This window comes from Fervidobacterium islandicum (assembly GCF_000767275.3).
GTDB classification, from domain to species: Bacteria; Thermotogota; Thermotogae; order Thermotogales; family Fervidobacteriaceae; genus Fervidobacterium; species Fervidobacterium islandicum.
The window spans coordinates 56,771-81,898 of the sequence record NZ_CP014334.2 but is presented as its reverse complement, the minus strand read 5'-3'; the positions used below and the strand labels follow the sequence as shown (position 1 = coordinate 81,898).

Genomic DNA, 25,128 nt, shown 5'->3' with positions numbered 1-25,128 from the left:
GGCAAGTCTCCTTTCTAAATCTAATATGAACTACTGAGCTTATTGAACCATCTTTACGAGCTCTTCAAGATTTGTCGAATCGTCAGGATATGCTGCAAACTTTACAGCAGCGTCGATGTTGTGCAATGCGAGCGCATTCTCTATGCGCTCTTTCACTTTTAGTGCGTTATCTTTCGTAATCTCAGTTAGCAAGACTATGAACTGGTCTTCAGCGGACCGTCCAACGCTATCAAGCGGCACTCTGACAAGCTCTTTTAGTAACTTTCCTATGCTCAGTAAAACGCGTTCTTTTTCCATTTGCTCAAGTTTGTCGAAGTTATTTATAGTGATTGTTAGTAGCGAGTATCCGAAGCTTTCTTCGAACGCCTTCTGGTGGTAGTAGGATATGAGTTTTAAAATGTGCTCATGTGAGTAGACCCTTGTCAGAGGGTCTATCATACGTCTTGTTCCCACATCTTTGATGAAATCGTCGAAGACTTCGAATTGTTTCTTCATTATTGAAGAGTACTCGTTCAAGAGCATCTCAAGTTCAGATTCGCGCATTTTAAGTCTTGAGACTTCGTCTTCTAATTCACGTACTTTTTGGATGAGCTCTTCTTTTGTAAGTTCGTTGTAGTCCCTGTTTCTTGTGTTTTCCATGTTGCTCCCCCCTGTTGTAAGGTGCATGCTGTTAACTAAAAGTATTGAAAATTTCCAAAAACCGTATTATCTTCTTATTAGTGGAACACCCCCCACCATCAATTCTCACAAAAAGGAGGTACTCCACTATGCAAAATTCTGTAGTCTCTTGCCCCAAATGCGGCTCTACCAACATCTACAAAAACGGTCATGATAAGTACGGTAACCAACAATACTTTTGCAAAGACTGTAAGCGCACTTTCAGACTTGTTCATTCAAAAAAACACAAGCTCTTCTCTTTCCCTTATCCTAAATGCCCTGTCTGTGGAAAAACTATGCAAATCCACAAAATCAAAAAAGCCTTCGTTAAGTTCCGTTGCCGTTCTTGCCATACCAGAGACGAAATCCCAACTAACTTACCTCAATTTGTCCCTCTTCCTTTCGACTCTTTCAAGTTCTTCCGTTTCCCTATCTTTATTGTCCTTAAAGCCTTCGTCCTTTATTTCAAAGCTGTGTCCTTGCGTTCCATCAGAGACTCACTTAATATCAAAGTCTCTCATGTCGCTATCTACAAGTGGATCCTTAAGTTGTCTTGTTTCTTTTCCATCCTCGTTCCTGTAGATGCTTTCAAAGTCCATGGTGATGAAACTGTCGTTTTGTTTAAATCCAAAAAGTACTACGTTTGGTTCTTAGTTGAGCACGATTCGAATCTTATTGTTGCTTGGCATGTATCCAAATATCGCGATATGGGTCAAGTGAAGATATTGTTAGAGAAGTTCTTTGGTAACAACGAAAGAACAATCGAACTAATTACAGATGGACTTGGTGCGTATGGTGCAGTGAAGATACTATACAAGAATATCAACCATATAGTTGTGAGACTTGGGCAGAACAATCAATGTGAATCTAAATTTTCGTTATTCCAAGACTTTGTACGAGCCAAGCGTGGATTTAAGAATATTGACAATCTTCCAATGTACGTGAACAGCTTTTGTGTAGTGAGAAATCTCTTGAAACTGAACAAGAATGATATTGCGCGTGTTATCTGTGTTCTATTGTCTTCCATCACTACAAGTTAACAGCATCCCCCTGTTGTAAGGTTCAAACTGAGTTGTTTCAAATTTCATTTATTCCGAATTTTCTGGATTAGCTATATCTGTCTCGTAGTTTTCAAGTAAGATAACCTTCTTTGAAACCTTAGGAATGTTTATTTCGAATCTTCCGTTTTCGTAGTAGCCTAGATTTAGGTCATAGTTTTTTAAGAGTTTACCGTATGGAAGATATTCGGACATGTAGACTTTACCTTGTAGTTTTTCTGTCGATATGTTTGGATCCGGAATTGTGATTTTATAATCTTTGTAGTATCCGATAACTGTTAAGTCTGTTGCCTGGACGGTTACAGGGAATTCCGATTCCCACCACTTTGAAACGTATCCTACGTCTCCTGTCTTTTCGACAAAACCAACGAGCTGGCCCTTTTCGTTTAAAATCAATCCCTTTTTCCTGAGATTTCGAACGTAGTATCCTTTTAAATCTTCGCTTAGTACTACAAACTCGTCCGGTTTTACATCGGAAAAGAGTTTTATGTTCTGAATAATTATGTATTTTTCAAAATAATCTTCAAGAAAGGCCTTTGCACTGAAAAGCGGTGATGCAATCGCCGAGAGTATTGAATGCAATGAACGTGATATGCTGTTGTTTGTGAATACATCAAGAAAAAAGATTGTCAATAAGATGATGAAAACTAAAGACACATAGTTGATTTTCATTCTACACTCTTCAGCCTCGCCAGTATGTCGATTTTGTCAAGTACCAACCCTGCACCTTTTGCCACACAGCTAAGCGGGTCGTCTGCTTGATAGACCTTTATGCCCGTCTCTTTTGACAAAAGTTCAGCCATGCCCCTAAGTAAGGAACCACCACCAGAAATAACGATTCCTCTTTCGGTGATATCTGCAACAAGTTCTGGAGGCGTCTTTTCAAGTGTTAGCTTCGCTGTTTCAACTATCTGCATAGCCGTTGGACGAATCGCTTCTCTGATCTCGCCTCCAGTCAGTATCAGTCTCTTCGGTAGCCCTGACGACAATTCAATTCCAACAATTTCAGTCTGGAGCTCGTCGAATTCTTTGAGTGGGTACACGTTTCCGATCTCTATCTTCACTCGTTCGGCCGTTCTCTCGCCTATCGTGACCCTGTATATTTCCCTAACGTACTGTATTATCGCTTCGTCAAATTCATCACCAGCAATTCTTGTCGATGTAGCGGTGACTATGGAACCAAGCGAAATAACCGCAGCTTCGGTCGTTCCACCACCGATATCTATTATCATGCTACCCTGAGGTTCTTCAACCGGAAGCCCGGCACCCAATGCACTGGCCATAGGTTCTTCTATGAGGAAGACTTTCTTGGCTCCCGCTTCTTTTCCAGCTGTGAGCAGTGCACGGCTTTCGACTTCGGTCACACCGTACGGAACGCCTATGACTACTCTTGGGCGGAAGAATGAGAACTTTTCCTGCGCTTTGTTTATGAAGTACGTAAGCATGGCAAGTGCTACGTCGTAGTCTGCGATGACGCCGTCTTTTAGTGGCCTTATCGCTTGGATGTAAGACGGTGTTTTGCCAAGCATCTTCTTGGCTTCGGCTCCGACCTTTATTATTTCGTTTGTCTCGACGTTGATTGCGATGACGGATGGTTCGTTAATTACTATACCCTTGCCACGTACGTAGACAAGTGTGTTAGCCGTTCCAAGGTCTATTCCCAGATCCGACCTAGCAAACATCACTGCACTTCCTTTCTTATTATCTTTTCAAATGTTTCTATTGCTTCCGGGATGTTCTGAGCAATCTTTCCTCCTGCTTGTGCGAACGTCGGACTTCCGCCTCCACCACCACCGAGGATTTTGGCCACGACTTTCGCGATGTTTCCAGCATGGTACTCAGTGGTCAGCTCTTTTGGAACTTTTACAGTGAAGACGACCTTTTCACCGAGTTTGGAGATGAGTAACACCAAACCTTTGATTTTTTCAGAAACTTCGTCTGTAAGCTCTTTCAAAACCTCAGGGTCGATCTCTTCAAGAGTACTAGCCACGTAGTTCACGTTGTTCCAAGTTTTTACGTTGCTCGCGATAGCATCTGGGTTAACAAGGCGTTTTTTCAAGTTTGCAAGTTCGCGCTCTAGTGTCTTTTTCTCTTCTATGAGTCTTTCAACTTTCAAAAGAAGTTCACTAACTGGGGCTTCGAGTTTTTCTTTGAGGCTGTCCAATATCTCATCTTGCCTGCGTACGTATGCAAGTGAATTGAAGCCCGTTATCGCTTCTATCCTTCTAACACCTGCACTTACTGCGCTTTCTGACACTATTTTGAACAAACCGATTTCGCCAGTGTTCTTGACATGGGTTCCACCACAGAGTTCTTCGCTGAAGTCACCAACTTTTACAACCCTTACGTAATCTCCGTACTTTTCCTCAAAGAGCGCAATTGCACCTTCTTTGACCGCTTCATCGTAGCTCTTTACTTCGGTAACAACAGGAATCGCGCTGAGTATGACTTCGTTTACTAGGTTTTCTATTTCCTGTATCTGCTCTTTCGTGAGTGCTTGGTAGTGGGTGAAGTCAAATCTCAGTCTTTCGGGTTCTACAAGTGAACCAGCTTGGCGCACATGGTTGCCCAGTACTCTTCTCAGTGCAGCATGGAGTAAGTGTGTGGCTGTGTGGTTTTTCATCGTCCATTTTCTAATTGGGGCGACTTTTGAAAGTACTTTCGTTCCAACGCTGAGTTTTCCTGTTAGTTTTCCTCTGTGAACAATTATACCTTCTACTGGGTTGTAGACGTACTCAACTTCGAATTTTCCATGCTCCCATGTAATTGTTCCTTTATCTGAAACTTGGCCACCCTTTTCCGCATAGAACGGCGTGACGTCCAAGACAATTTCGCACAGGATCGGTTCTGAAGATTCTACGTTATCAACGAATTCACCATCTTTTTTGATCTTCAGCACGGTACCTTCAGATTCCATTGTGTCGTAACCTACAAATACGGTCTCTACGTCGAGTGTTTCGTATCCGGTTTTTTGTGCGAATTCGACTTCGCCCTGCGCTTTTCTTGACCTTTCGCGTTGCTGCTCAAGATATGCTTCAAAGCCTTTTTCGTCGAGTTCGTAGTTGTTTTCTTGGGCTATGTCGCGCAGTATGTCTATCGGGAATCCGTACGTGTCATACAGTTTGAATGCATCCTCCGCGGTTATCTTGCCCTTTGTTTCAATGATCTTCTGGACAAGTTCGAGACCTCTTGAGAGGTTGGAGATGAACTTAAGTTCTTCTGCTTTGACTATGTTTTCAACAAAGCTGCGTTTTTCTAAGATCTCGGGATAGATATGGCCCATCTTCTGAACAACGCTTTCAACTATCTTGTAGAGGAATGGCTCTTTTGCACCAAGCAATACCCCGTGTCTTAAAGCTCGTCTCAGCACGCGTCTTAAAACGTAGCCTCTTCCCTCGTTAGACGGAAGGACTCCATCGGCTATCATGAACGTGACCGCTCGTACGTGGTCGGCGATAACTCTTATCGAAACGTCCTTTTTTGGATCTTCTTTGTATTTGACACTGAGCACGTTTTGGATTCTTTCGATGATCGGTGCAAAGAGGTCTGTATCGAAGTTCCAGAGCACTCCTTGCATCATCGCTGATATTCTTTCAAGACCTGCTCCGGTGTCTATGTTCTTTCTTGGAAGTGGGTGCAATTTGCCTTCTTCGTCTTGATAGAATTCGGTAAAAACTAAATTCCAAATCTCGATGAATCTGCCATCGGTGTTGGCTGGGGTTGGAATACCCCCATCCTTGACCGGTACTTCAAGGCCTGTGTCGTAATGGATTTCAGAACACGGACCACACGGACCTGTTGGACCAGCTGGACCCCAGAAGTTGTCTTCTTTTCCCATTCTAATTATCTTGTGCTCAGGGATACCGATGGCTCTCCAGATCTCAAAGGCTTCATCATCGTACTCGTAAATCGTTACCCACAGTTTTTCTTCTGGCATTTCAAGTACTTTTGTGACAAATTCCCAAGCCCATTCGATCGCTTCTTTTTTGAAGTAGTCGCCGAAGGAAAAGTTACCGAGCATTTCAAAAAAGGTGTGGTGCCTCGGTGTTCTACCAACGTTCTCTATGTCGTTCGTTCGAACACATTTTTGGCAGGTTGTAACCCGTGTGTACACAGGCTCAACCTTACCCCAAAAGATGGGTTTAAAAGGCACCATACCTGCAACGGTAAACATGAGTTGCGGGTCATCAGGTATAAGCGAAGCACTCGGCAATCGTTTGTGCCCCTTGCTCTCAAAAAAAGATAAAAACGCTTCTCTTATTTCATCACTGGTCATGTATTTCATTAACCTTAGCACCTCCGCTCCAGACTATTTTGCAAAATTAGTAGAATAGGTTAAGAACAATGTAAATAACAGGTGTTATGAACAACAATCCATCGATTCTATCGAGCATGCCACCGTGGCCTGGCATGAGATTTCCCATATGCTTAACTCCGTAGTGCCTTTTTATCGACGATTCAAAAATGTCACCGAACGTGTCAAAGACACCGGTTATAACGGCCAAAGCAAGTGCCAGTAGTGGATTCATATGTATATTCGACTTAAGGACAGTGTTTGTAACAAATTGGTATATCAATATGTAGACGAACGTTCCAAATATACCACCGTAGAAACCTTCCCAGCTTTTGTTGGGGCTGTAATAGCTGCCGAATTTGTGCTTGCCCATCGTCATACCAAATGCGTAAGCAAAGCTGTCGTAAGACCAGGAAAGTGTGAGCGTAAGCAAAGACATCGCTGCACCGTACTTCGCGTACAATGGGATAAAGAACGAAAGTAAGAAGCTTATGTAAAGCAATGCCACCGAGTAAGCAAAGTACACTTCTGTTATTATCTCTCTGTTTTTCACCCTACTGAGTGCAAATACTGAACCCACTATGAAGACAACGGCTAACAGTTCCATCGGGTTGTTGGGGAACGCGGCACCGTAAAGAACTGGGTAAGTTGTTACCAATGCTGTGTAGATTATTGATAGCCACGGATCATGTTTTTTCAACGTTGTGAAAAAAAACTCACCAGAGCTGATCAAGACGATAGTTGCAACAAGTCCAACTAAGCTGGGATAGGAGACAAAACAAAATACGACAAAAGGAACAACTATAAAAGCACTTATTACCCGTTGGATAGTTTCTCTCTTCAGTGAGTTATCCCCAACTGAATTTTTGCCTGTGCCTTGGTCTTGCATATTAACCCTTTATCCCCCCAAAGCGTCTTTCACGACGCTTGTAAGATTCGATCGCTTTGTCAAGTTCCTGTTCAGTGAATTCTGGCCATAGTAGGTCGCTAAAGTATAGCTCGCTGTACGCACCCTGCCATATCAAAAAGTTGCTGAGTCTCATTTCACCAGAAGTTCTGACTATAAGGTCTGGGTCAGGGATGTCCGGTGCGTAAAGGTGCTGTCTAATGGTCTCGTCGGTTATATCCTCAGGATTAATTCCAGCTGCTACTATCTTCTTCACAGCATCCACCATTTCCGCCCGACCACCGTAGTTCAAAGCAAGTATTGCCTGTATTCTCTCAAACTGTTTTGTCTTTTCTTCGTACTCAATACACTTTTCTTTTACCGGTTCTGGTAATTCGTTGATTCTACCTATGAAACGCAGTCTGACATGCTCTTTCGCCATGCGTTCGTAGAACTCGCCTACTTTTTCAACAAGCAAGCCAAGGATAAAATTGACCTCTTCTGGCGGACGTTTCCAGTTTTCTGTTGAAAATGCGTAGAAAGTGGCGTACTTTACGCCACGTTCGGCGCACCATCGGACAACATCCTCTATTTTATATGCACCAACGTAATGCCCGTATGTGCGTGGCTTGCCTTGTTTTTTTGCCCATCTTCCATTTCCGTCCATTATGAATGCGATGTGGGCTAAAGACCGAACTTGGCTTTGGTTTTCGCTTACCATCAAAATTCCATTATCTCCTTTTCTTTCTTCTCGAATAGTTTATCGAGTTCTGCTATGTATTTGTCAGTGACATTTTGTATTTCTTTTTCAAGTCTTTTTTCATCATCTTCGGAAATCTTCCCATCCTTCTTTGCATCTTTTACTTCCTTCAATATGTCACGTCTGATGTTCCTGACCGCTATTTTTCCTTCTTCTACGATTTCTTTTGCCTTCTTAACCCATTTCTGTCTTTGCTCTGTTGTCGGCGTTGGGAAGTTGATTCTTACAACGTTCCCATCGTTCACTGGGGTAAGTCCAAGGTCGCTGGCAAGTATTGCTTTTTCTATTGCCGATAATAGGTTCCTTTCCCAAGGTTTGACTATGAGCTGTCTTTCTTCAGTTGTTACCTGAGCAACTTGGAGAACGGGAGTTGGAACGCCGTAGTAGTCGACTTTTATTTCTTCAAGGACAGCTGGTGTGGCCCTTCCTGTCCTCAAATGTTTGAGTTCTTCGGCGATTTTCTCGACAGATTTTTTCATCTTTTCTTCCGCTTGTTTCAGAAAGCTGTTCACCATCCCTAACACCTCCAGTTCTTTATTTAAAGATTTTCAAGATTCACACCTTGTCCACATTTGTTACACACATTGCCGTTATTCCCTTCATCTCGGATTCAGGGTATACACCATTACCAGTTTTGAATTTTATCGAAACCGGGCAACCCAGGACGTTTTCGAGCCTATTCGATATCTTTTCCCTGTAATCTTTCAACTTAATCGGTGAAATTATAACACAATCTGCAGATGATGGGAAGAAACCGCTTTTGTTAACGGTCTGCACGACTAATTCCAGCATCTCTAAACTGCTCCGACCTTTGTTTTCGTCGTTTTCTGGGAATACAGCACCTATATCCTTTTTCAAAGTCACTCCAAGTAGGCTGTCGATAAGCGCATGGCAAAGCACATCTGCATCGGAATGACCGTGAAGGCCAAGTTGAGAATCTATTTGAACTCCACCGAGTATTAATTTTCTGCCTTGGACAAGCGGATGAGTGTCCCAACCTATACCGGTTAATGTGTGGTAGTCACAAAATTTCGAGAACCTTTTCAGTTTTGCATGTATTGGCTTTTCTTCTCCAAAGCTGAACCGCTCGTATAAATCGGAATTCAGCGTATCAACAATGATTTTCTTATACCTGCTTGATTTTATGAACCTGTATAAAAGCTGTTCTTTAAACTCTCCAGCCAATGAAACAACGTACAAATCATCGATGGAAAAATCCATCAATATTCTTTCTATGATGTAGATCATCTTGGCTCCAACAGGAATTATCTTTAGTCCAAGAACACTGAACCACCTTTGGTATCCGTGTCGAAATTCTGCTTTGGTTGCGTACAAAAGTACAGCTCTTACGCCTTTTTGATCTTCTAAAACTATGCAGTTCTTCTTTATGAAAGGTGGTATATCGTACTCAAATGCTTCTTTTATGTACTTCAATGCATTCTTACCAAAAAGTTCATCATAGAACTCTTGCTTTTCTTCGTAAACGAGTTCTACTACCTTGCCGATGTTCTTCTCGTTCACAGTAGTTGTCTGCAAGATACCACCCCTGATTTTGCTTATTGCTCAGCATTTGCCTATTTTTCATTATTTGGCAAAGAGGTAAATAATTATGAGTAAAGCCCCCGTTATTAAAAGTGTGGTCATGAGAGATATAAGAAGTTCGGATCCCGTTGTTGATGGGATTTCAACTTTGATGGTCTTCGGGTATTTTTCTGTGGGTTCTTTCTGTTCTACTACGCGCTGTCTTCTTCTTTTTTCAAAGTATGCCTCATCACTTAGTATTTTCAGAGCAGGACTTACTAAACCTTTTGCTATCAATCCTTCGTCAAGTTCCACTTTTACCAGGTACAAGTTTCCACCTTTTACCCGAACCAGTTCCTTGCTTAAGATAGTTGCCTCTATTGATAACTTGTCCTTGTCAAAATTGGGGAATTTTTCACGTATCTGCTTTTCGTACTTGCCAGGGTTTAAAATAACGACTGGAATTTTGTCACCTACGTCAAATTGGACAATCGAGGTACCGTTAATGGGGTCAATGACAGGAAAGACCTCCGGTAAGTCTGCAACATCCGGACGTGTGTAAACTTTCGCAACATTTTCATCGGAAAAATCTTCTTGCATCGAAAGAAACGTGTACGCGGAATATTCTTCCAAGAGCAGCCCCTGGGCTTTGACAAAGACCTCCATCTTCGGGCTCCATTCCTCGAGTAGGTCTGAGATGATAACTCTAAGAACTTCGGTGTCGTTCTCCTTTATAGCCGTTGAAAATTCTATGCCCAAAGGTATCTTACCGCGACGATTCATCATGTTGTTAAGGTAAGCGATAAATGCTATTGTGACGTCGTAGACGCCCGGTATTTCCTTTACTTTTTGCTTTGCCTTGTCAATTTTTTCTTTGAATTCCCTCAGGTCTTCATCTAAGGTTATATTATCCACCACTTCAGAATAGCGCAAAGGAACGACCAGAAAGTCGAAGTCTGGTGCACCGTTGGTTTTGCCAAAGAAGTATCCAACTATCTCTTCAGCTGTTCCTTTGCTTCTCGCCCGCACTTTTATGAAATAAAGGTCCACGTAAATTCCTCCTCTTTGTAGCTAGGACTAGTTATCAGAAGAAGTAACCTCCACTCTCTATCTTCGTGCCCTTTGGAATGAGCCTGTCGTTGCCGATAACGACATTTTTACCGAATTCGCAGTCTTCTTCGATTACTGTGTCCATTCCGACAACGGTTATGTGGGAATTGTAGACCTTTTTGTCGTACTTGCTTTCGGCAAATTCACCAATCCCTATTTTGCAACCATTTTTGATGATCGTGTTTTCGGCGATGATTGCATCCTCTATTATGACATTATCGCCAATCTCGACTTTTGTCATTATCACGCTGTTTCTGATAACACTATTTTCACCGACTGTTACACCTTGAGAAAGGATGCTGTTCTCGACCAGCCCGTATATCTCGCAACCCTCACTGACAATAGAGTTCCTCACTTCTCCAGTTGGGGATATGTACGCTGGTTGCATCTCCTCAGACCTTGTATAGATTCTCCAATTCGGATCATGGATGTTGAACGGCGGGATAGGCCTTACAAGCTCTAAGTTTGTCTCCCAGTAAGACATTATCGTTCCAACATCTTGCCAGTAGCCCTCAAATGGGAAGGCGTAGACACGCCCGGTTGACAGTATCTTCGGAATTACGTTCTTACCAAAATCGTGCTCACTCGATTCATCTTTCGCGTCTTCAATAAGTGCCTGCTTTATGAACTCCCAACTGAACACGTAAATGCCAAGCGAAGCAAGGTTGGATTTCGGTTGCTTTGGCTTTTCCTGGAAATCAACGATTTTGTAATCTATATCAGTTACCATTATACCAAATCTATGTGCTTCTGATATAGGCACTTCCATACACGCTATCGTTGCAAGTGCACCCTTTGAGACGTGGTAGTAAACGAACTCACTGTAATCCATTGAGTATATATGGTCACCTGAAAGAACGACAACGTATTCGGGCGAGAATTCGTCAACAAATTCTATGTTCTGATAAACCGCGTCCGCTGTTCCTTTGTACCAGACGCTCTCTGTCAGTGTTGAATATGGCTGGAGTATAGTCACCCCGCCACCCTTTCTGTCCAAATCCCAAGGTTTTCCTATGCCAATGTGCTTGTTTAAAAGGTGTGGCCTGTACTGAGCAAGGACACCCACCCTGTAAATTCCGGAATTAACGCAGTTACTGAGTGTAAAATCTATTATTCTGTATTTCCCTCCGAATTGAACCGCAGGTTTCGGTATTTTCTCTGTCAGTACTCCCAGTCTTGTGCCTTGTCCACCGGCGAGTATTAATGCTACAACATTTGTCATACGCACACCCCCAAATTAGACAGTTAAAACGCTACGCCACACTAAACAACCATCCACTTTTCAAGCACAACAGGTTCAAAGTCGCCAACAAGCATCTGTTCTGCTCTAATAACACAGTTCTTGTCTATTATCGCGTTTTTAACAACCGCACCCTCTTCAATCACTGTGTCTTGCATCACGATGGAGTTCTCAACCCTTGCGCCAGCCTTTACAACAACTCCTCTGAAGAGTACGGAGTTCTTAACGTTACCCGAAATAATGCAACCATCGGCTATCATTGAGTTACTTACTTTTGCTGTATTGGTGTACTTGGCAGGTGGATAGTCTTTCAGTTTTGTGTAAACTTTTCCATATTTTACGAAAAGTTCCTCGCGCAGTGCTCGGCTGTTCAGAACCTCCATGTTCATCTTGTAGTATTCATTTATGCCTTTTTTTACGTTCCTCCAGTAGCCGTTGAATTCGTACGCGTAGACTCGCAGTTTTGAAAGGTTTGGTATAACAACATCGAGAAGCAAGTCATACTTCCCTGCCGGGACTGCATCATAGAGTAATTCCATCAACAGGTACTTGTTGATAAAGTACACACCCAGGAAGGCTTTTTTAGTCGGTGGATTTTGAACTTTCTCTTTTATTTCCACAATCCTACCGTCAGGTTCTGTTACAACCGTTCCATACTGGGTTATATCGTATGTATCATCCAGTTCTTTTACTAAGAGTGTGATATCCGCACCTTTCGCAAAGTGGTAACTGAACATGTCGTTGTAGAGCATTTTGTATATGTGGTCGCCTGAACCTATCAGAACGTAATCTTCATCGCCTCTTCGGAGCATCGTTGTGTTTTGGAAGATCGCATCCGCCGTACCTCTGTACCAGTATTCTCCCGTCATGCCTATGTACGGTTGGAGTATGTAAAGACCTCCGTGTTTTCTGTCAAGGTCCCACTCTTTTCCAGAACCCAGGTGGTCCATCAAACTCCTCGGGTTGTACTGTGTTAGAACTCCTACTTTGTATATACCTGAATTCACCATATTGCTTAACGTGAAATCTATCGCACGGTATTTTCCAAAAACAGGGACTGCCGCACTTGCCCTCTTGTACACCAGTTTTCCCAAAGCCTCACTCTTTCCGCCAGCTAAGATTAACCCCAATACTTTCATAGGCTCACCCCCAAAATCGGTCACACCAGACCAACATACGAAAAGACCAAAAAACACCTAAACACCTATCTCGGCTATCAATATCCCCCTTGTCCAGTTGCCTTGTTCGTTACTATCGCTACTCCTGAGCTTGTCCCAATTCTTGTTGCACCTGCCGAAAGCATTTTGATAGCATCTTCGTAGGTTCGCACACCGCCAGAAGCTTTGACTTGAATCTCTCCGTCAACTGCCCAACGCATGAGCTGAACGTCTTCGAATTTGGCACCGCCGGTACCAAAACCCGTAGATGTCTTCACGAAAGTCGCCCCTGCAAGTTTGGAGAGTACGCAAGCAGCGACTTTTTCTTCATCCGTTAAAAAGCACGTTTCGATAATGACTTTAACGGGCACCTTTGCTGCCTCAACAACGGATCTTATGTCGTTGTACACGTATTCGTAGTCACCCTCTTTGAGTTTACCTATGTGTATCACCATGTCCACTTCCTGTGCCCCGTTTTCCACAGCCCATTTCGTTTCTTCCACCTTGGAGTATGTACTCGTAGCTCCCAGGGGGAAACCTATAACGGTTACGGTTAGAACCGAACTACCCTTGAGCTTCTGCACAACAAATGGGACAAAGGAGGGATTGACGCAAACGCCTTTAAATTTGTAGTCTATAGCTTCTTTGCAGAGCAATTCTATTTCAGACGTTGTAGCGGTAGGTTTTAGGTTTGTGTGGTCGATGTACTCATTTAGCGATATCTTTTTCAAATCTATCTCAACCGTCTCAGGTTTGTAGTTTTTCTTGAACTCTTCAAGTTTTTCCAAAACAGCTTTTGTTATATCCATATCTCTCACTCCTTTTCGTATTTTTGGTATTACCTTTTCAAGTATTCCTTTATCCTTCTATCGATTTCTTTCTTCTTTATCTCCTCGCGTTTATCGTGGCTCTTTTTACCTTTCGCAACTGCTATCTCAACTTTGACGATCCCACGGTCGTTGAAGTAAATCTTTGTTGGAACGACCGTGTACCCTTCTTGACGGATTTTTCCCCAGATTCTGTCTATCTGTTTTCTATGCAAAAGTAATTTCCTTGGCCTTTCTGGGTCGTGGTTGTAGATGTTACCGTATCGATAAGGCGGTATGTGCAAGTTCAACAGGTAGATCTCCCCATCTTTTATCCTGCAAAACGAGTCTTTGAAGCTTGCACCGTGCTCTCTAAGGGACTTTACTTCCGTCCCTACAAGGACTATGCCCGCTTCGTACGTTTCATCTATGATGTAATCTGTATATGCCTTTTTGTTGGTTGCTATTATCTTCATGCAAAATCCCACCCTACGTTTTTGTAATGCTTTATTTCTATTATTCCGTTATCTATAACTTCAACAACATCTATCTGCGCTCTTGTGTATCGCTTCCCTTTCAGATAGTACTCGGCACTGCGGTATATTTTTTCGTACTTTATTTTGTCAACACGCTCTGAAGGGTTTATGCGAAACCCCGTGCCCGATTTTACTTCAACAAATACGAACGATGAGCCAAGCTTTGCAATTATATCTATTTCCCCGTAAGGGGTGCGGTAGTTTCTTTCGATTATTTTATAACCTTTGCGCTTTAGATACTCAGCCGCGATTTGCTCAGCTATCTTCCAACTTTTCTGGTTGTTCTTTGCATCATCCGTAGATGCTTGGAACTTTGATGAGTCTTCCTTCTTTTTCAGGAAAGTTCTCAATAATGCCTTCAACATTTTCGTTCACTCGCGGTCCTGTTTCCCTGAGTTTGCAAGGCTCTTCGATAGGCGTGTACATCGGTTCGATACTTTCTGTATCAACTTCGGACAAGATCTCGAAATAGTCTATAATCTTCTGTAAGTCCGATTTTAATTTTTCCGATTCGTCAAACGTCAGGCGCGAAAGTTTTGAAAGGTGTTCGATGAGTTTATCATCTATCTTTATCACCGCCGATAACCTCCTTCAGTTTAAGTACGTTGTCTAATTGAAATGCAGCATTGGTAGCCATTTTGTTGCTCTGGGCTATTGTTTTGTAAATTTCTTCGCGGTAGATCCTCACGTTCGCTGGTGCAATTATCCCAATCTTAACCGCACCACCTTCGACTTTCAACACTTTCACTTGTATGTTATCACCTATTATTATGCTTTCCCCAACTTTTCTCGATAATACCAACATCAAGCACCACTCTCTTTTCTTTCATGCACCTTTTCTTCATCTGCAACTTCTTTGACTTCTTGAACGTTCTGTAAAGAAGTCGCGTCATCGTTTGTTTGATTTTCTGTTGTTTTTGACTTGGTTATCGGATGTTTCAGTTCGTATTTTTCGAGTATGACTTGAACCCCTATCCCCTTTTTTACGTTTACCACAACGGGAGCTTTCAAATTCACAGTGGCTTCCTCAGGTTTACCGATGGGGATAGTAACTATGCTCCATACAACCAAGTCCGATGGATCTTCAACTTGGAGCAGATCAAGATCCTGTTTAGATAGGTCCACTTCGTAACTTTCCATAACGAGCCAGGGATCTATCAGTGGGAACGCTACGTTCTCATCCTCCAGACTCACAAGCCACTGGATAGGCTGTGTTTCCGGAGTGTTCAAGATTATGAATCTTCTAAGCTGCTCAAAACCGGGAATTCCGTTCGGAAAGTTTATCACTTCATCGTCTTTTATTTCTAGCTCACCGAATCTTGTTTTGTAAGCTCCCATTTACCTCATCCTTTCGGTTTAAACTGGTTCTTCCTTTTCCAATTTGCTCTCCCAATCTTTTATGTAATATAAGATTTTTTTGTGGAATTGCTCCCCGTACTCAGGGTCCTCAAAGAGTTCGTGGTAGCCCCCTTCGAATTCTTCAATCACTTTTTTTGTATCAAGCTGCTCGTAGAAGTTGCGTGCACCGTGCGGTGGCGTTACTTTATCGTCGGTGCCTACCAGTATGGCCACAGGGCACTTGATCCTCGAAGCACGCTCATGGGCTAATTGAACGTTTTGCAACATACTTTTGCCAAGCCTAATGGATATTCTGTCGTGGACAAGGGGATCCGTAATGTATTTGTGAACAGCATCTTTGTTTCTGGAAAGTAAATTGGGATCAATTCCGTTCTTCACCGTCATCGAAGGTGCCAAGAACGAGAACAACTTTAACATCATCACCTGATTCGGTTTCGGCTCAAGGTAAAGCGCTGGCGATGAAACGATGAGTTTTGAGACTTTCGTAGGTCTTTCCTCTGTGTAACGCACGGCGATAAGTCCACCAAGGCTATGACCAAAGAGTACAAAAGAATTAACAGACTTCGTGACTTCATCGATCAAGTCTATGACCTCTTCGATGGATGTGTGACCGCGTTTGCCTGAACTTTTACCATGGCCTGGCAAGTCAAATCCTATGACTCCATAATCGTTCTCTGCAAGCAATTGAATGAGCCTTTCATATCTTCCAATGTGCTCACCAAGACCGTGTACTATAACGACCCACCCGTTATTACCGGACCCCTTTTTGAAGTGGTATACCATTTCTATTCCCCCCATCGCCAAAAAAGCTCAATAAAGATCATGTCAAGAAATATGACCGAGGTTTATACCTGACGTGTTCCTCTTTACATCGACGATTTCTATTTTATACTTCTTGTCATACAACCTCGTTATTACGGTTCCAATACCAGCGAACACTAAAGCTAGCACGAATGAAAGAATGTCGGAAAGTTTCAATAGATATCCAAGCAGCGCTCCGAATATGAATCCTGTTAGTGGGATTCCGTAAACTATCATGGATAGAATTGCCGTGTTGTATTTGAAATCGACAACAACGATATCGCCAGGCATTACGGGGAGCAGGTTTTCATTTATGTTCTTTTTTGAAATCTTAAAGACGCCCTTTTTTGCACTTTCGCTTTTGATAGAGCAAGCACCACTCAGCGCACATGAAGCACATGTACCGGGATCTACAGACAATGAAACGTATATGTAATTCTCATCAACGCTTGTAACTGTCATCACTTCTCTCACGTTTTCCACCTCTTATCGACCATCGCCTAATCACCAAATTCACTCAACCATCATCAGGAACGGGTAATGCGGTTGACCTCCCTCTATGAACTCTATTTGGACGTTTGGGTATTTTTTCTTGGTGTATTTTTCAACGATATTCTGTTCGATTGGAGTTGCACTCGAACCTACGAAGACGGTTAGAATTTCACGTTCTTCGAGTTTACATTTTTGGTATAGTTTATCAAGTACGTTCACTAAGTTCTTGTGGTGCGATACGAGTTCTTTGTTCAAGAAACCAAGGTACTCGTCTTTCTTGATCTTTTCGCCTGCGTACTTTGAATCCCTCACGGCGACGGTAATCGATATGGCAATTGTATTTTTTATGGTTTCTTCTATACTCTTTAGTATCTCGTCAATTTCCTCGCCCATCCTGTAGATCATTGCTGCAACGCTCTGCTGAACATTTATTGTTTTTACAACATGCACCTTTAATCCTTCCTGCTCTGCTACTTTCGCAGCTTGTTCAGCAGCTAGTATGATATTCGAGTTATTTGGGAAGACGATGACGTTCTCAGCGTTCGCGCGTCTTACAGCATCGAGTATATCGGCCATACTCGGGTTCATCGATTGGCCGCCTGAGACGATTTCATCTACGCCAAGGTCTCTAAGCACTTTAGAGATTCCATCGCCAGGTGAGACTGCAACGTAGGCTATCTTTTTTCTTTCTTTTTTTGCGTACTGCTCACCAACAACATGTTCATGCTGTTCTTTCATGTTGTCGATTTTGACCTTGAGCAGTTCCCCGTGTTTTAAGAATTCCTCGATTACTTGACCTGGGTTGTTCGTGTGTACGTGAAGTTTTATTATGTCGTCTTGAACAAAGAATACAACTGAATCTCCCATAGAGTTGAGGTAATTCTCCAGCTGTTTTTGCGTACCGTTAGTTATCGGTTTCCTCGCTCTGACAATCAATTCGGTACAGTACTGGTACTTCAGCTCTTCGTAAGCTATTGTAATTTCTTCGGAAGGTCTCGTTTCGACACCTTGGAGGTTTATTGTCGTATCACCGAGTACGTACATTTTGAATCCCTGGATGATGTAGTACAAACCCTTCGCTCCGGCATCAACAACGTTCGCTTCTTTCAACTTTGGCAACAAAGAAGGCGTCTTTTTCACTGTATCGAGCGCAATTTCTTCCATTTTCTCAAAGAGTGCTTCAAAGCTTTCAAGATTTGAAAGTTCTTTGGAATGCTCATCAAGGACCCGCACAACCGTAAGGATGGTTCCCTCAACAGGTCTTAACACCGCTTTGTAAGCGGTCTCTTTCGCTCCTTTTATGCCTTTGACAAAGTCAGCAACCGTAAGTTTGCTCTTTTTCATCAAGGTATCGCAAAAACCTCTGAATATTTGAGAAAGGATAACGCCAGAGTTTCCCCTTGCCCCCATTAGCGTGCCCCGTTTTATCGCATCGAGCACGTTGCTCAATTTTTCATCGGTGAGGTTTTCAAGGTATTTGCAGGCTTCAAGCATCGTTGAGCTCATGTTTGAGCCCGTATCACCGTCAGGAACCGGGAAGACGTTTAAAGCGTTTATTTCGTCTCTGTGTGCAAGCAAATTTTCGGCACCCTTCATGAAGATGCCTTTCATATCCGTCCCATTTATTGTTGTCAACAAGTTACCACCCCATTTCAGCGCACACCTATGACGTGCACGTTAACTTCAGGGTTCTCGCAGTTTGCAAAGGCACTGAGTTTGTGAACAACATTTTCTTCGATGTTTTTGGCAACTTCTGTGACTTTTGTACCGAATTCCACCTCGACGAATATGTCGATTTTCAAATGGCCATATTCGTCCTCTTCAACTTTTATCTTGCCTTCTTCAGATGAAAACCACCTTGAAAACCAGTTGTCAGAACCTATACTTATTGGTCCGTAGGTTTCGAGGACCGCAAGGTACACAAGCTTCCTTATGGCATTTACTGTGATTTCAACTTCCCCGTATTCTGTTGGGAATTTCATAATCTCACTCCTTTCGAAACTGTTTTTTTAATTCTTTGCTCTACATTGTCGCTGTCGAGTCCCATGTATCTTATGAGTTCTTCGCGCGTTCCGTGAGGGATGAATTCGTCTTGTATTCCAATGATTTCAACTTGGCACTCGTACTTGTCTGAATACTTCTGCAGGTATTCAAAAGCAATAGTCTCTCCAAATCCTCCAAGTACCGTACCTTCCTCTATGGTAAAAATGTATTTATGACTTTGAAAAGTCCTTTCAAGCATATCTTTGTCCATAGGTTTTACACTTCTTACCCCAATCAACGTCCAACCGTTTGTTTTTGCCATATCTGTATATTTTTTGGCAAGAACGCCAACTGCCAGCAAGGCCACCTCTTTACCTTCCACGAGAACTTCCCATTTGAATGGACTTCTGATTTCTATTTTACCATAAATTTCGTCTAATTTGCCAAATTCCACGTCCCGAGGGTACCTTATAGCGATAGGTCCTTTGTATTTGTCTTTTCCTTTTAAAACAGTCCACAACATACAAGCAAGGTCTTTCCCGTCAAGAGGTGTCAATACCTTGATGTTTGGAATAGGTTTCAAATAGGCTATGTCAAAGACACCGTGATGCGTCGGTCCGTCGGTTCCAACTAATCCAGCCCTGTCAATTGCAAATACCACGTCCAAATCCTGTAGCGCGATGTCATGAATGATCTGGTCGTACGCTCTTTGTAGAAACGTCGAATATATAGCTACAACAGGCTTGAAGCCCATAGCAGCCAAACCACCTGCGTAGGTTACTACAGATTGTTCGGTTATCCCTAAGTCAACGAATCGTTCCGGAAATTGTTTAGCAAATTTGCTTAACCCTGTTCCATCTGGCATGGCGGCTGTTAGTGCAACAACCTTATCATCTTCTAAGGCTATTTTCATCAGCGTCGTGCCAAAAACTTCGCTGTACGAATACGCCCCTTCCGGCTTTTCGAATGTGCCAGAATCGGGATCAAATTTATCCACACCGTGGTATTTCGTTGGATTTTGTTCGGAATAATGGTAACCTTTGCCTTTTATCGTAAATACAGAAAGTACAGTCGGATAGGGATAATCTTTCACCTGTTTTAATGCTTCTTCGAGCGATTTTAAATCGTGTCCATCGATGGGACCAAAGTGCTTTACACCGAGTGATTCGAAAAAGTCGTCGCCTATGAGTGCGACTTTCAGCGCTTCTTTAATCTTTTTCAGTTCGAACTCAACCGCCTCGTTGAGCCCTTTTTTGAGCTTTTCTTTTATACTCACGTATATTTTACTCGTTCTTAAAGCTTCAAGCAGCTGTGACAAGCCACCTACGTTTTTCGATATGCTCATTCCGTTGCTGTTGAGGATGATTTTTATCCTCGAATTCTGGGACTTTATTTGGTTCAGGGCTTCAAGTGCTTGCCCACTTGTAAGTGCCCCGTCACCTATGATAACTACAACGTTGGCGTTTTTATTCTGCAGTTTCAGAGCTTTTTCAATACCAAGTGCCGCTGCTATCGAAGTGCCTACATGTCCTGCACCAAACCTGTCCACTGGCGATTCGAATATGTTCGTGAAACCAGATATCCCACCAAATGTCCGGAGCGTTTTGAACGCATCCCATCTACCTGTGAGTAATTTATGGGTGTAGGTCTGATGACCTGTATCCCAAATTATGTAGTCCTCGTAAGGATCAAAGATCCTGTAGAGTGCAAGAGTTAGCTCCACAGTACCCAAATTCGAAGCTAAGTGACCCCCGTTAACGGAGGTCACATCTATCATGTATTTCCTGATTTCTTCAGCGAAGTTGTACAAATCATCGTAATTCATCTTTCTGATTCTTTCTATAAGTGTTCTGTCCTCACTGAAACGACCGTTGAAAGCTAACATTTTCTTCTCTCCCGTTATCTATCATCCGCTTCGAATTATTTCATCGGTCGTATTACATCGGTCTTCATGTAAGGCCTGAGAACTTCAGGAACGGTGATTGTACCATCTGGATTTTGGTAGTTTTCCATTATTGCAACAAGAGTTCTTCCAATTGCAAGTCCTGAACCGTTGAGTGTATGGACGTAGTTCAATTTTCCATCTTTCGTTCTGTAGCGCATGTTGCCTCTTCTTGCTTGGAAATCTGTATCGTTACTGCAAGAAGATATTTCCTTGTACGCGTTGTAGGATGGCAACCAAACTTCTATGTCGTAAGTCTTAGCTGCAGCAAATCCCAAATCACCCGTGCAGAGTGCAACAACCCTGTAAGGTAAGCCCAATAGCTGCAGGATCTTTTCCGCATCGCGTGTAAGCTGTTCTAAGTCTTCGAAGGACCGTTCTGGAGTGGTATACCATACAAGTTCAACCTTTTCAAATTGATGCTGTCTAATCAATCCGCGTACGTCTTTTCCGTAGCTTCCAGCTTCACGCCTGTAGCACGGTGTAAATGCGGTGTACCTTATCGGGAGTTGATTTTCCTCAAGTATTTCGTCGATGTGGAGTGCCGCAAGAGAAACCTCGGCCGTTGGGATGAGGAACAAATCATCCTTTTCACAGGTGTAAAGTTCTTCGGCAAACTTGGGAAGCTGGCCCGTTGCCGTTATCGTTTCTCTTTTCACCAGATGTGGTACGTTGACTTCGATATAACCGTTTTGTGTATGAGTGTCCAGCATGAACTGTGCAAGTGCGCGCTCGAGTTTCGCTATTTCTCCAAACATCACAGTGAACCTTGAACCACTCAACTTGGCACCCCTATCGAAATCGAGCATGCCCAGTTCCGGTCCGAGATCCCAGTGCGCTTTTGGTTCAAAATCGAATTTCCTCGGTTCGCCCCATCTTCGAACTTCAACGTTTTCGGTCTCATCTCTGCCAACCGGAACGCTTTCGTGGGGAACGTTAGGTATGTACAGTGCAAGGTTGTACATCTGATCTTCAAGCTCTTTCTCTTTCGCTTCGTACTGAGCGATTTCATCACCGAGTTTTTTGCTCTCTGTGATTACCTCATTCGCCTCTTCGCTCTTGCCTTCTGCCTTGAGTTTTGCAACCATTTTGGAGAGTTCGTTTCTCTTTGCCTTCAAGTTATTTACTATGTTGACGTAGTTTCTCCACTCTCTGTCAAGCTCAACGATTTTATCCAAGATTTCTGTAGAGTAATTACGTTTTTTCAGTGCTTCGTAGAATATCTCTGGATTTTTCCTCAATAATTTAAGGTCTATCATATCTTCACACTCCTCAGTTTTATAATAACAAGCAGGACAATCCTCATTTGCTTTCTTCAAAGAGCTTTTTCAAGTTCTCCTCGAATGGGGGATAGACAACGCCTTTTTCCGTTATGATCGCTGTCACGAGTTCGTTGTCGGTAACATCAAATGCCGGGTTGTATATGTTGACGTTGTTCGGTACTATCCTCTTTCCACCGCAGGTAGCAACTTCCTCGTGTGATCTTTCTTCGATTGGTATCTCTGCACCACTTCTTATAGACATATCGATCGTGCTTGTTGGAGCTGCGACGTAGAACGGTATGCCGTGTCTTTTCGCGAGCACCGCTACCATGTAAGTTCCTATCTTATTCGCAACATCACCATTCGCAGCGATCCTGTCGGCACCGACGATAACTGCGTTGATTTTTCCTTGTTTCATAACCCAGCCCGCCATGTTATCACTGATCACCGTAACTTCGAATCCATCCTTCATGAGTTCCCAAGCGGTCAGTCTTGCGCCCTGCAAGTACGGTCTTGTCTCATCAGCGTAAACTTTTATGCGCTTTCCCTGTTCTTTTGCCGCTCTCAAGACGCCAAGTGCTGTACCGTAATCTACCGTTGCAAGTGCACCTGCGTTGCAGTGAGTTAGCACCGTAAAGCCATCCTCAAGAAGTTGAGCACCATGCCTGCCTATGGCTTTGTTCGTTTCTATGTCTTCAATTGCTATCTTAAGAGCCTCTTCTTCCAACGCCTTAACGAGTCCTTCAAATTTCCCATGCTCAACAGCTCTGCGTTCCATCCTGTCGAGTGCCCAGAAGAGATTGACAGCAGTTGGTCTTGTTCTTGCCAGTGTCTCTTTTACGTTTTTAAGTTGCATCATGGCCTGTTCGTAGTTGTAAGTCTTTCTTGTTATTTCCTTTGCTCCCAAAACATACCCGAACGCCGCGGTTGCACCTATTGCGGGAGCTCCTCGAACAACCATTTCTTTTATCGCAAGTGCAACGGCACGGTAGTCTGCACAGGTCACGTAGACTTCTTCAAAGGGAAGTCTTCGCTGGTCAATGAGTATCAAGGCGTCACCTGTCCATTCCAGAGTCATGGTTTTTAAAACTTTTGTTTGAGCTTTTGACTTCATCACGTGCTCCCTCCCACTTTATATTTTCATAGGTCATTTCCCGTTCAAGAAGTCATCTCTGAACTTAGCCAGTCCGCTCTCTTCACCGAAGAGAACAATCTTGCTCTCTTTTGTTAAGACTTCGTCTTTTGAAGGTCCCAATATAAACTCGTCGCCTCTAATTATGGCTACTATATAAACGTTGTACTTTTCTTTAAGTCTGAGCTCTGAAATCTTCTTGCCTGAAAGTTTTGTATTAGTAATATCGAGTATCTCCACCTGGAACGTTCGATCTAAGATGTTGAGTACGTCAACTATGTTCTCTTTTTTCCTCAGAAAACCTATAGCTTCTACCATCTTCAGACCCGCTATTTCCGCCGTGGCTATCGGATGGTCAACACCTGCATAGATAAATTTGGTGAGATTAGATAAGTCACTGATGTTCGAAATGATGTATATATCATGGTTCAAGTTCTTTGCAGTTAACGAAACAAAGACGTTCAGCGCATCGCTGGGCAATGTGGTTATAAGCGCCCGTGCTTGTTTTATGCCGGCACGCAGCAAGGTATCCTCGTTTGTGGCATCACCTCTTACAAACACAACTTCACTCGCGTTCGCAGGTAGCTTCTTTTTTAATTCTTCCTCAGATATGACGCTATCAATTGCCACAACGGGTTCATTGAGTCTGCGAAGTTGGGTTATAACTTCCGTACCAATTTTCCCCACTCCAACAACGATGATATGATCTTTCATCCTTGACACCTTTCTTTCTACTCTCCGCTGCCTCAATAAGCGAAGTAAATCACCTTCCACAAGCAGTGCTGTGACATAGGATACGTTGTACAAGACTATGGACAAGCCAGCAAGTATAAGTGCCAATGTGAAGAACTTTCCAAAAACCGAGAGTTCTTTGTGTATCCCGTATCCAACTGTCGATATGGTGATGCCCACGAAAAAAAGCGCATCAATAAAGGAAAAACCTTCAAAAATCCAGTAATATAAAGTTCCAACAACGAAAACGGCCGTTATACTGAGCAGTGCCTTTTTCAATCGTTGGACGATGTTACGCTCTAGGAACTGAAAAGTCTTGTTCAAGTGTTTCTTGTGCTTCTTCGATTTGTTCGGCATTGCTTTCTTGCCTTTCTATCTGGAGCACTTTCGCCTGTTTTGCTTTACTTTATCAAATTGCTCTTGTACCTGATTTCTACTTTCGAGGTCTTCTTGAACTCATCGAAATCAGCCAGAACCTTCTTTGTGGCTTCCTCTTGTTTTTGTGCAAGCAATTCTTTCTTTATTTCCTCTGCAACGTCATTCAAAGTTTTCGTTCCGCCAAGTTTAATGTCCCTCACCCTTATAACGTAAAACTCGTTTCCTACTTGTTGTACAGGTAGCGTTGTGCCTTTAATGGAGTTTGTAACCAAGAGCCATAAGTTTTTTGGAAGTTTCGTCGTGTCATTCTCGTTAACCCAGCCATTTATCAACGGTGAGATGTTGTATTTTTTTGATATGTCATCTACCGAGGTACCTCTGATAACATCTTGCCTTAAAGAATCTGCAGTAGTTTTGTTGTTTGTCTTAAAGACAAGCAAGTCGTACTGTGAAGGAACGGTGTACTTTTCTTTGTTCTTTTCGTAATAAGCCTTTACTTCCGCATCGCTCACAGACGCAGTTAAGTACTGTGCGTAAACGTTTGCAATGCTCAGAGAATACTTTCTTTGGAAGTAAAGTTTTTCTTTGTAATCATTCAGTGTTCCCATTCCAAGCTCTACTAAATAGTCGTTTAGCTCCGCTTCTGTCATTGATGCCTCTGTAAGCATCTTCTTGATTTCGTTGTCAACATAGTTTTTGATATCTTTATCATCCGGAGCAACACCTTTTTTCTCTGCAAATTGTATGAATAATACCTTTGTTATCAGTTGGTCCAGAACTGCCAATTTGTACCTCTCGAGCAGTGCTAGTCCTTCCTGTGTATTGGTTAATACCGTATAAAACGTTTGATTGGTCTTCTGGATGTCCAAAAGCAGTTTTTGAACGTTTGCTTCTCTGTTCCACTCATCCATGGTAATATTCCTTCCGTTGACAACGGCAACGATGTCTTGCTGAGCGAATGTTAGCAAGCTTAAAACAAGAAACAAGAACACTGCTAGTCGTTTCATCGTCAATCCCCCCGA

Annotated in this window: 27 protein-coding genes; 1 reads left to right on the top strand and 26 read right to left on the bottom strand. The window is 42.8% G+C overall.

Going from position 1 to position 25,128, the window contains the following annotated elements:
• Positions 1-39: 39 nt before the first annotated feature.
• Complete coding sequence (locus tag NA23_RS00370; RefSeq protein ID WP_033191519.1) at positions 40-639, bottom strand: diguanylate cyclase domain-containing protein; 600 nt, start codon at positions 637-639, stop codon at positions 40-42.
• Positions 640-767: 128 nt separating this feature from the next.
• Between NA23_RS00370 and NA23_RS00365 the strand changes: the two genes are divergently transcribed.
• Complete coding sequence (locus NA23_RS00365; RefSeq protein ID WP_249477086.1) at positions 768-1,697, top strand: DDE-type integrase/transposase/recombinase; 930 nt, start codon at positions 768-770, stop codon at positions 1,695-1,697.
• A gap of 48 nt (positions 1,698-1,745) precedes the next feature.
• Here the strand turns inward: NA23_RS00365 and NA23_RS00360 are convergent, their stop codons facing one another.
• The 25 genes from NA23_RS00360 to NA23_RS00240 form a co-directional block, all read right to left on the bottom strand.
• Positions 1,746-2,297, bottom strand: coding sequence for a hypothetical protein (locus NA23_RS00360; RefSeq protein WP_249477084.1), 552 nt, complete (start codon positions 2,295-2,297; stop codon positions 1,746-1,748).
• Positions 2,298-2,383: 86 nt separating this feature from the next.
• On the bottom strand, positions 2,384-3,397 hold the full coding sequence (mreB, locus tag NA23_RS00355; protein WP_033191521.1) for a rod shape-determining protein: 1,014 nt from the start codon (positions 3,395-3,397) through the stop codon (positions 2,384-2,386).
• Complete coding sequence (gene alaS, locus NA23_RS00350; RefSeq protein ID WP_033191522.1) at positions 3,397-6,000, bottom strand: alanine--tRNA ligase; 2,604 nt, start codon at positions 5,998-6,000, stop codon at positions 3,397-3,399. Before alaS ends, mreB begins: the two co-directional genes overlap by 1 nt.
• Before the next feature lie 37 nt (positions 6,001-6,037).
• The gene (locus NA23_RS00345; RefSeq protein ID WP_203225719.1) at positions 6,038-6,898 is read right to left on the bottom strand and encodes a phosphatidate cytidylyltransferase; all 861 of its coding nucleotides are present in this window, start codon (positions 6,896-6,898) and stop codon (positions 6,038-6,040) included.
• Position 6,899: 1 nt separating this feature from the next.
• Positions 6,900-7,616, bottom strand: coding sequence for a polyprenyl diphosphate synthase (gene uppS, locus NA23_RS00340; RefSeq protein ID WP_033191523.1), 717 nt, complete (start codon positions 7,614-7,616; stop codon positions 6,900-6,902).
• On the bottom strand, positions 7,616-8,170 hold the full coding sequence (gene frr / locus NA23_RS00335) for a ribosome recycling factor (RefSeq protein WP_033191524.1): 555 nt from the start codon (positions 8,168-8,170) through the stop codon (positions 7,616-7,618). Before frr ends, uppS begins: the two co-directional genes overlap by 1 nt.
• 40 nt (positions 8,171-8,210) lie before the next feature.
• Complete coding sequence (locus NA23_RS00330; protein WP_033191525.1) at positions 8,211-9,191, bottom strand: 2-C-methyl-D-erythritol 2,4-cyclodiphosphate synthase; 981 nt, start codon at positions 9,189-9,191, stop codon at positions 8,211-8,213.
• A 48-nt stretch (positions 9,192-9,239) separates the two neighbouring features.
• On the bottom strand, positions 9,240-10,226 hold the full coding sequence (locus NA23_RS00325) for a DUF4899 domain-containing protein (protein WP_033191526.1): 987 nt from the start codon (positions 10,224-10,226) through the stop codon (positions 9,240-9,242).
• Positions 10,227-10,260: 34 nt separating this feature from the next.
• Entirely contained in the window at positions 10,261-11,508 is a 1,248-nt protein-coding gene (locus NA23_RS00320) for a glucose-1-phosphate adenylyltransferase (protein WP_033191527.1), read from the bottom strand.
• A 41-nt stretch (positions 11,509-11,549) separates the two neighbouring features.
• Positions 11,550-12,665 (bottom strand): glucose-1-phosphate adenylyltransferase subunit GlgD, encoded by a 1,116-nt coding sequence (gene glgD / locus NA23_RS00315; RefSeq protein WP_033191528.1) that lies wholly within the window; start codon positions 12,663-12,665, stop codon positions 11,550-11,552.
• Between the two features lie 77 nt (positions 12,666-12,742).
• Positions 12,743-13,492, bottom strand: coding sequence for a deoxyribose-phosphate aldolase (deoC, locus tag NA23_RS00310; protein ID WP_033191529.1), 750 nt, complete (start codon positions 13,490-13,492; stop codon positions 12,743-12,745).
• Between the two features lie 29 nt (positions 13,493-13,521).
• Entirely contained in the window at positions 13,522-13,965 is a 444-nt protein-coding gene (smpB, locus tag NA23_RS00305; protein WP_033191530.1) for an SsrA-binding protein SmpB, read from the bottom strand.
• Positions 13,962-14,375 carry a YraN family protein gene (locus NA23_RS00300; RefSeq protein ID WP_052107120.1) on the bottom strand — a complete coding sequence of 138 codons (414 nt, stop codon included), beginning with the start codon at positions 14,373-14,375 and terminating at the stop codon, positions 13,962-13,964. The genes smpB and NA23_RS00300 overlap by 4 nt, the downstream gene beginning before the upstream one ends.
• Positions 14,317-14,601, bottom strand: a complete 285-nt coding sequence (gene gatC / locus NA23_RS00295) for an Asp-tRNA(Asn)/Glu-tRNA(Gln) amidotransferase subunit GatC (protein WP_033191531.1) — start codon at positions 14,599-14,601, stop codon at positions 14,317-14,319. Before gatC ends, NA23_RS00300 begins: the two co-directional genes overlap by 59 nt.
• Positions 14,585-14,830, bottom strand: coding sequence for a carbon storage regulator CsrA (gene csrA, locus NA23_RS00290; RefSeq protein WP_033191532.1), 246 nt, complete (start codon positions 14,828-14,830; stop codon positions 14,585-14,587). Before csrA ends, gatC begins: the two co-directional genes overlap by 17 nt.
• Positions 14,830-15,363, bottom strand: coding sequence for a flagellar assembly protein FliW (gene fliW, locus NA23_RS00285; protein ID WP_052107121.1), 534 nt, complete (start codon positions 15,361-15,363; stop codon positions 14,830-14,832). The genes csrA and fliW overlap by 1 nt, the downstream gene beginning before the upstream one ends.
• Before the next feature lie 18 nt (positions 15,364-15,381).
• Complete coding sequence (locus NA23_RS00280; RefSeq protein WP_033191533.1) at positions 15,382-16,167, bottom strand: alpha/beta hydrolase; 786 nt, start codon at positions 16,165-16,167, stop codon at positions 15,382-15,384.
• A 42-nt stretch (positions 16,168-16,209) separates the two neighbouring features.
• A complete protein-coding gene (locus tag NA23_RS00275; RefSeq protein ID WP_033191534.1) occupies positions 16,210-16,659 on the bottom strand; it encodes a SoxR reducing system RseC family protein in 450 nt (149 codons plus the stop codon).
• Between the two features lie 39 nt (positions 16,660-16,698).
• Complete coding sequence (locus tag NA23_RS00270; protein ID WP_407918646.1) at positions 16,699-18,312, bottom strand: DAK2 domain-containing protein; 1,614 nt, start codon at positions 18,310-18,312, stop codon at positions 16,699-16,701.
• Positions 18,313-18,329: 17 nt separating this feature from the next.
• On the bottom strand, positions 18,330-18,659 hold the full coding sequence (locus NA23_RS00265) for an Asp23/Gls24 family envelope stress response protein (protein WP_033191535.1): 330 nt from the start codon (positions 18,657-18,659) through the stop codon (positions 18,330-18,332).
• Positions 18,656-20,545: a 1-deoxy-D-xylulose-5-phosphate synthase gene (gene dxs / locus NA23_RS00260; RefSeq protein ID WP_052107122.1), complete on the bottom strand. Its 1,890-nt coding sequence runs from the start codon at positions 20,543-20,545 to the stop codon at positions 18,656-18,658. The genes NA23_RS00265 and dxs overlap by 4 nt, the downstream gene beginning before the upstream one ends.
• 35 nt (positions 20,546-20,580) lie before the next feature.
• Positions 20,581-21,861 carry a serine--tRNA ligase gene (gene serS / locus NA23_RS00255; protein ID WP_033191536.1) on the bottom strand — a complete coding sequence of 427 codons (1,281 nt, stop codon included), beginning with the start codon at positions 21,859-21,861 and terminating at the stop codon, positions 20,581-20,583.
• 43 nt (positions 21,862-21,904) lie between these two features.
• Positions 21,905-22,978, bottom strand: coding sequence for an S-methyl-5-thioribose-1-phosphate isomerase (mtnA, locus tag NA23_RS00250; protein ID WP_033191537.1), 1,074 nt, complete (start codon positions 22,976-22,978; stop codon positions 21,905-21,907).
• Between the two features lie 33 nt (positions 22,979-23,011).
• Entirely contained in the window at positions 23,012-24,085 is a 1,074-nt protein-coding gene (locus NA23_RS00245) for a potassium channel family protein (RefSeq protein ID WP_052107123.1), read from the bottom strand.
• A gap of 44 nt (positions 24,086-24,129) precedes the next feature.
• Positions 24,130-25,113 (bottom strand): peptidyl-prolyl cis-trans isomerase, encoded by a 984-nt coding sequence (locus NA23_RS00240; protein ID WP_033191538.1) that lies wholly within the window; start codon positions 25,111-25,113, stop codon positions 24,130-24,132.
• Positions 25,114-25,128 lie beyond the last annotated feature (15 nt).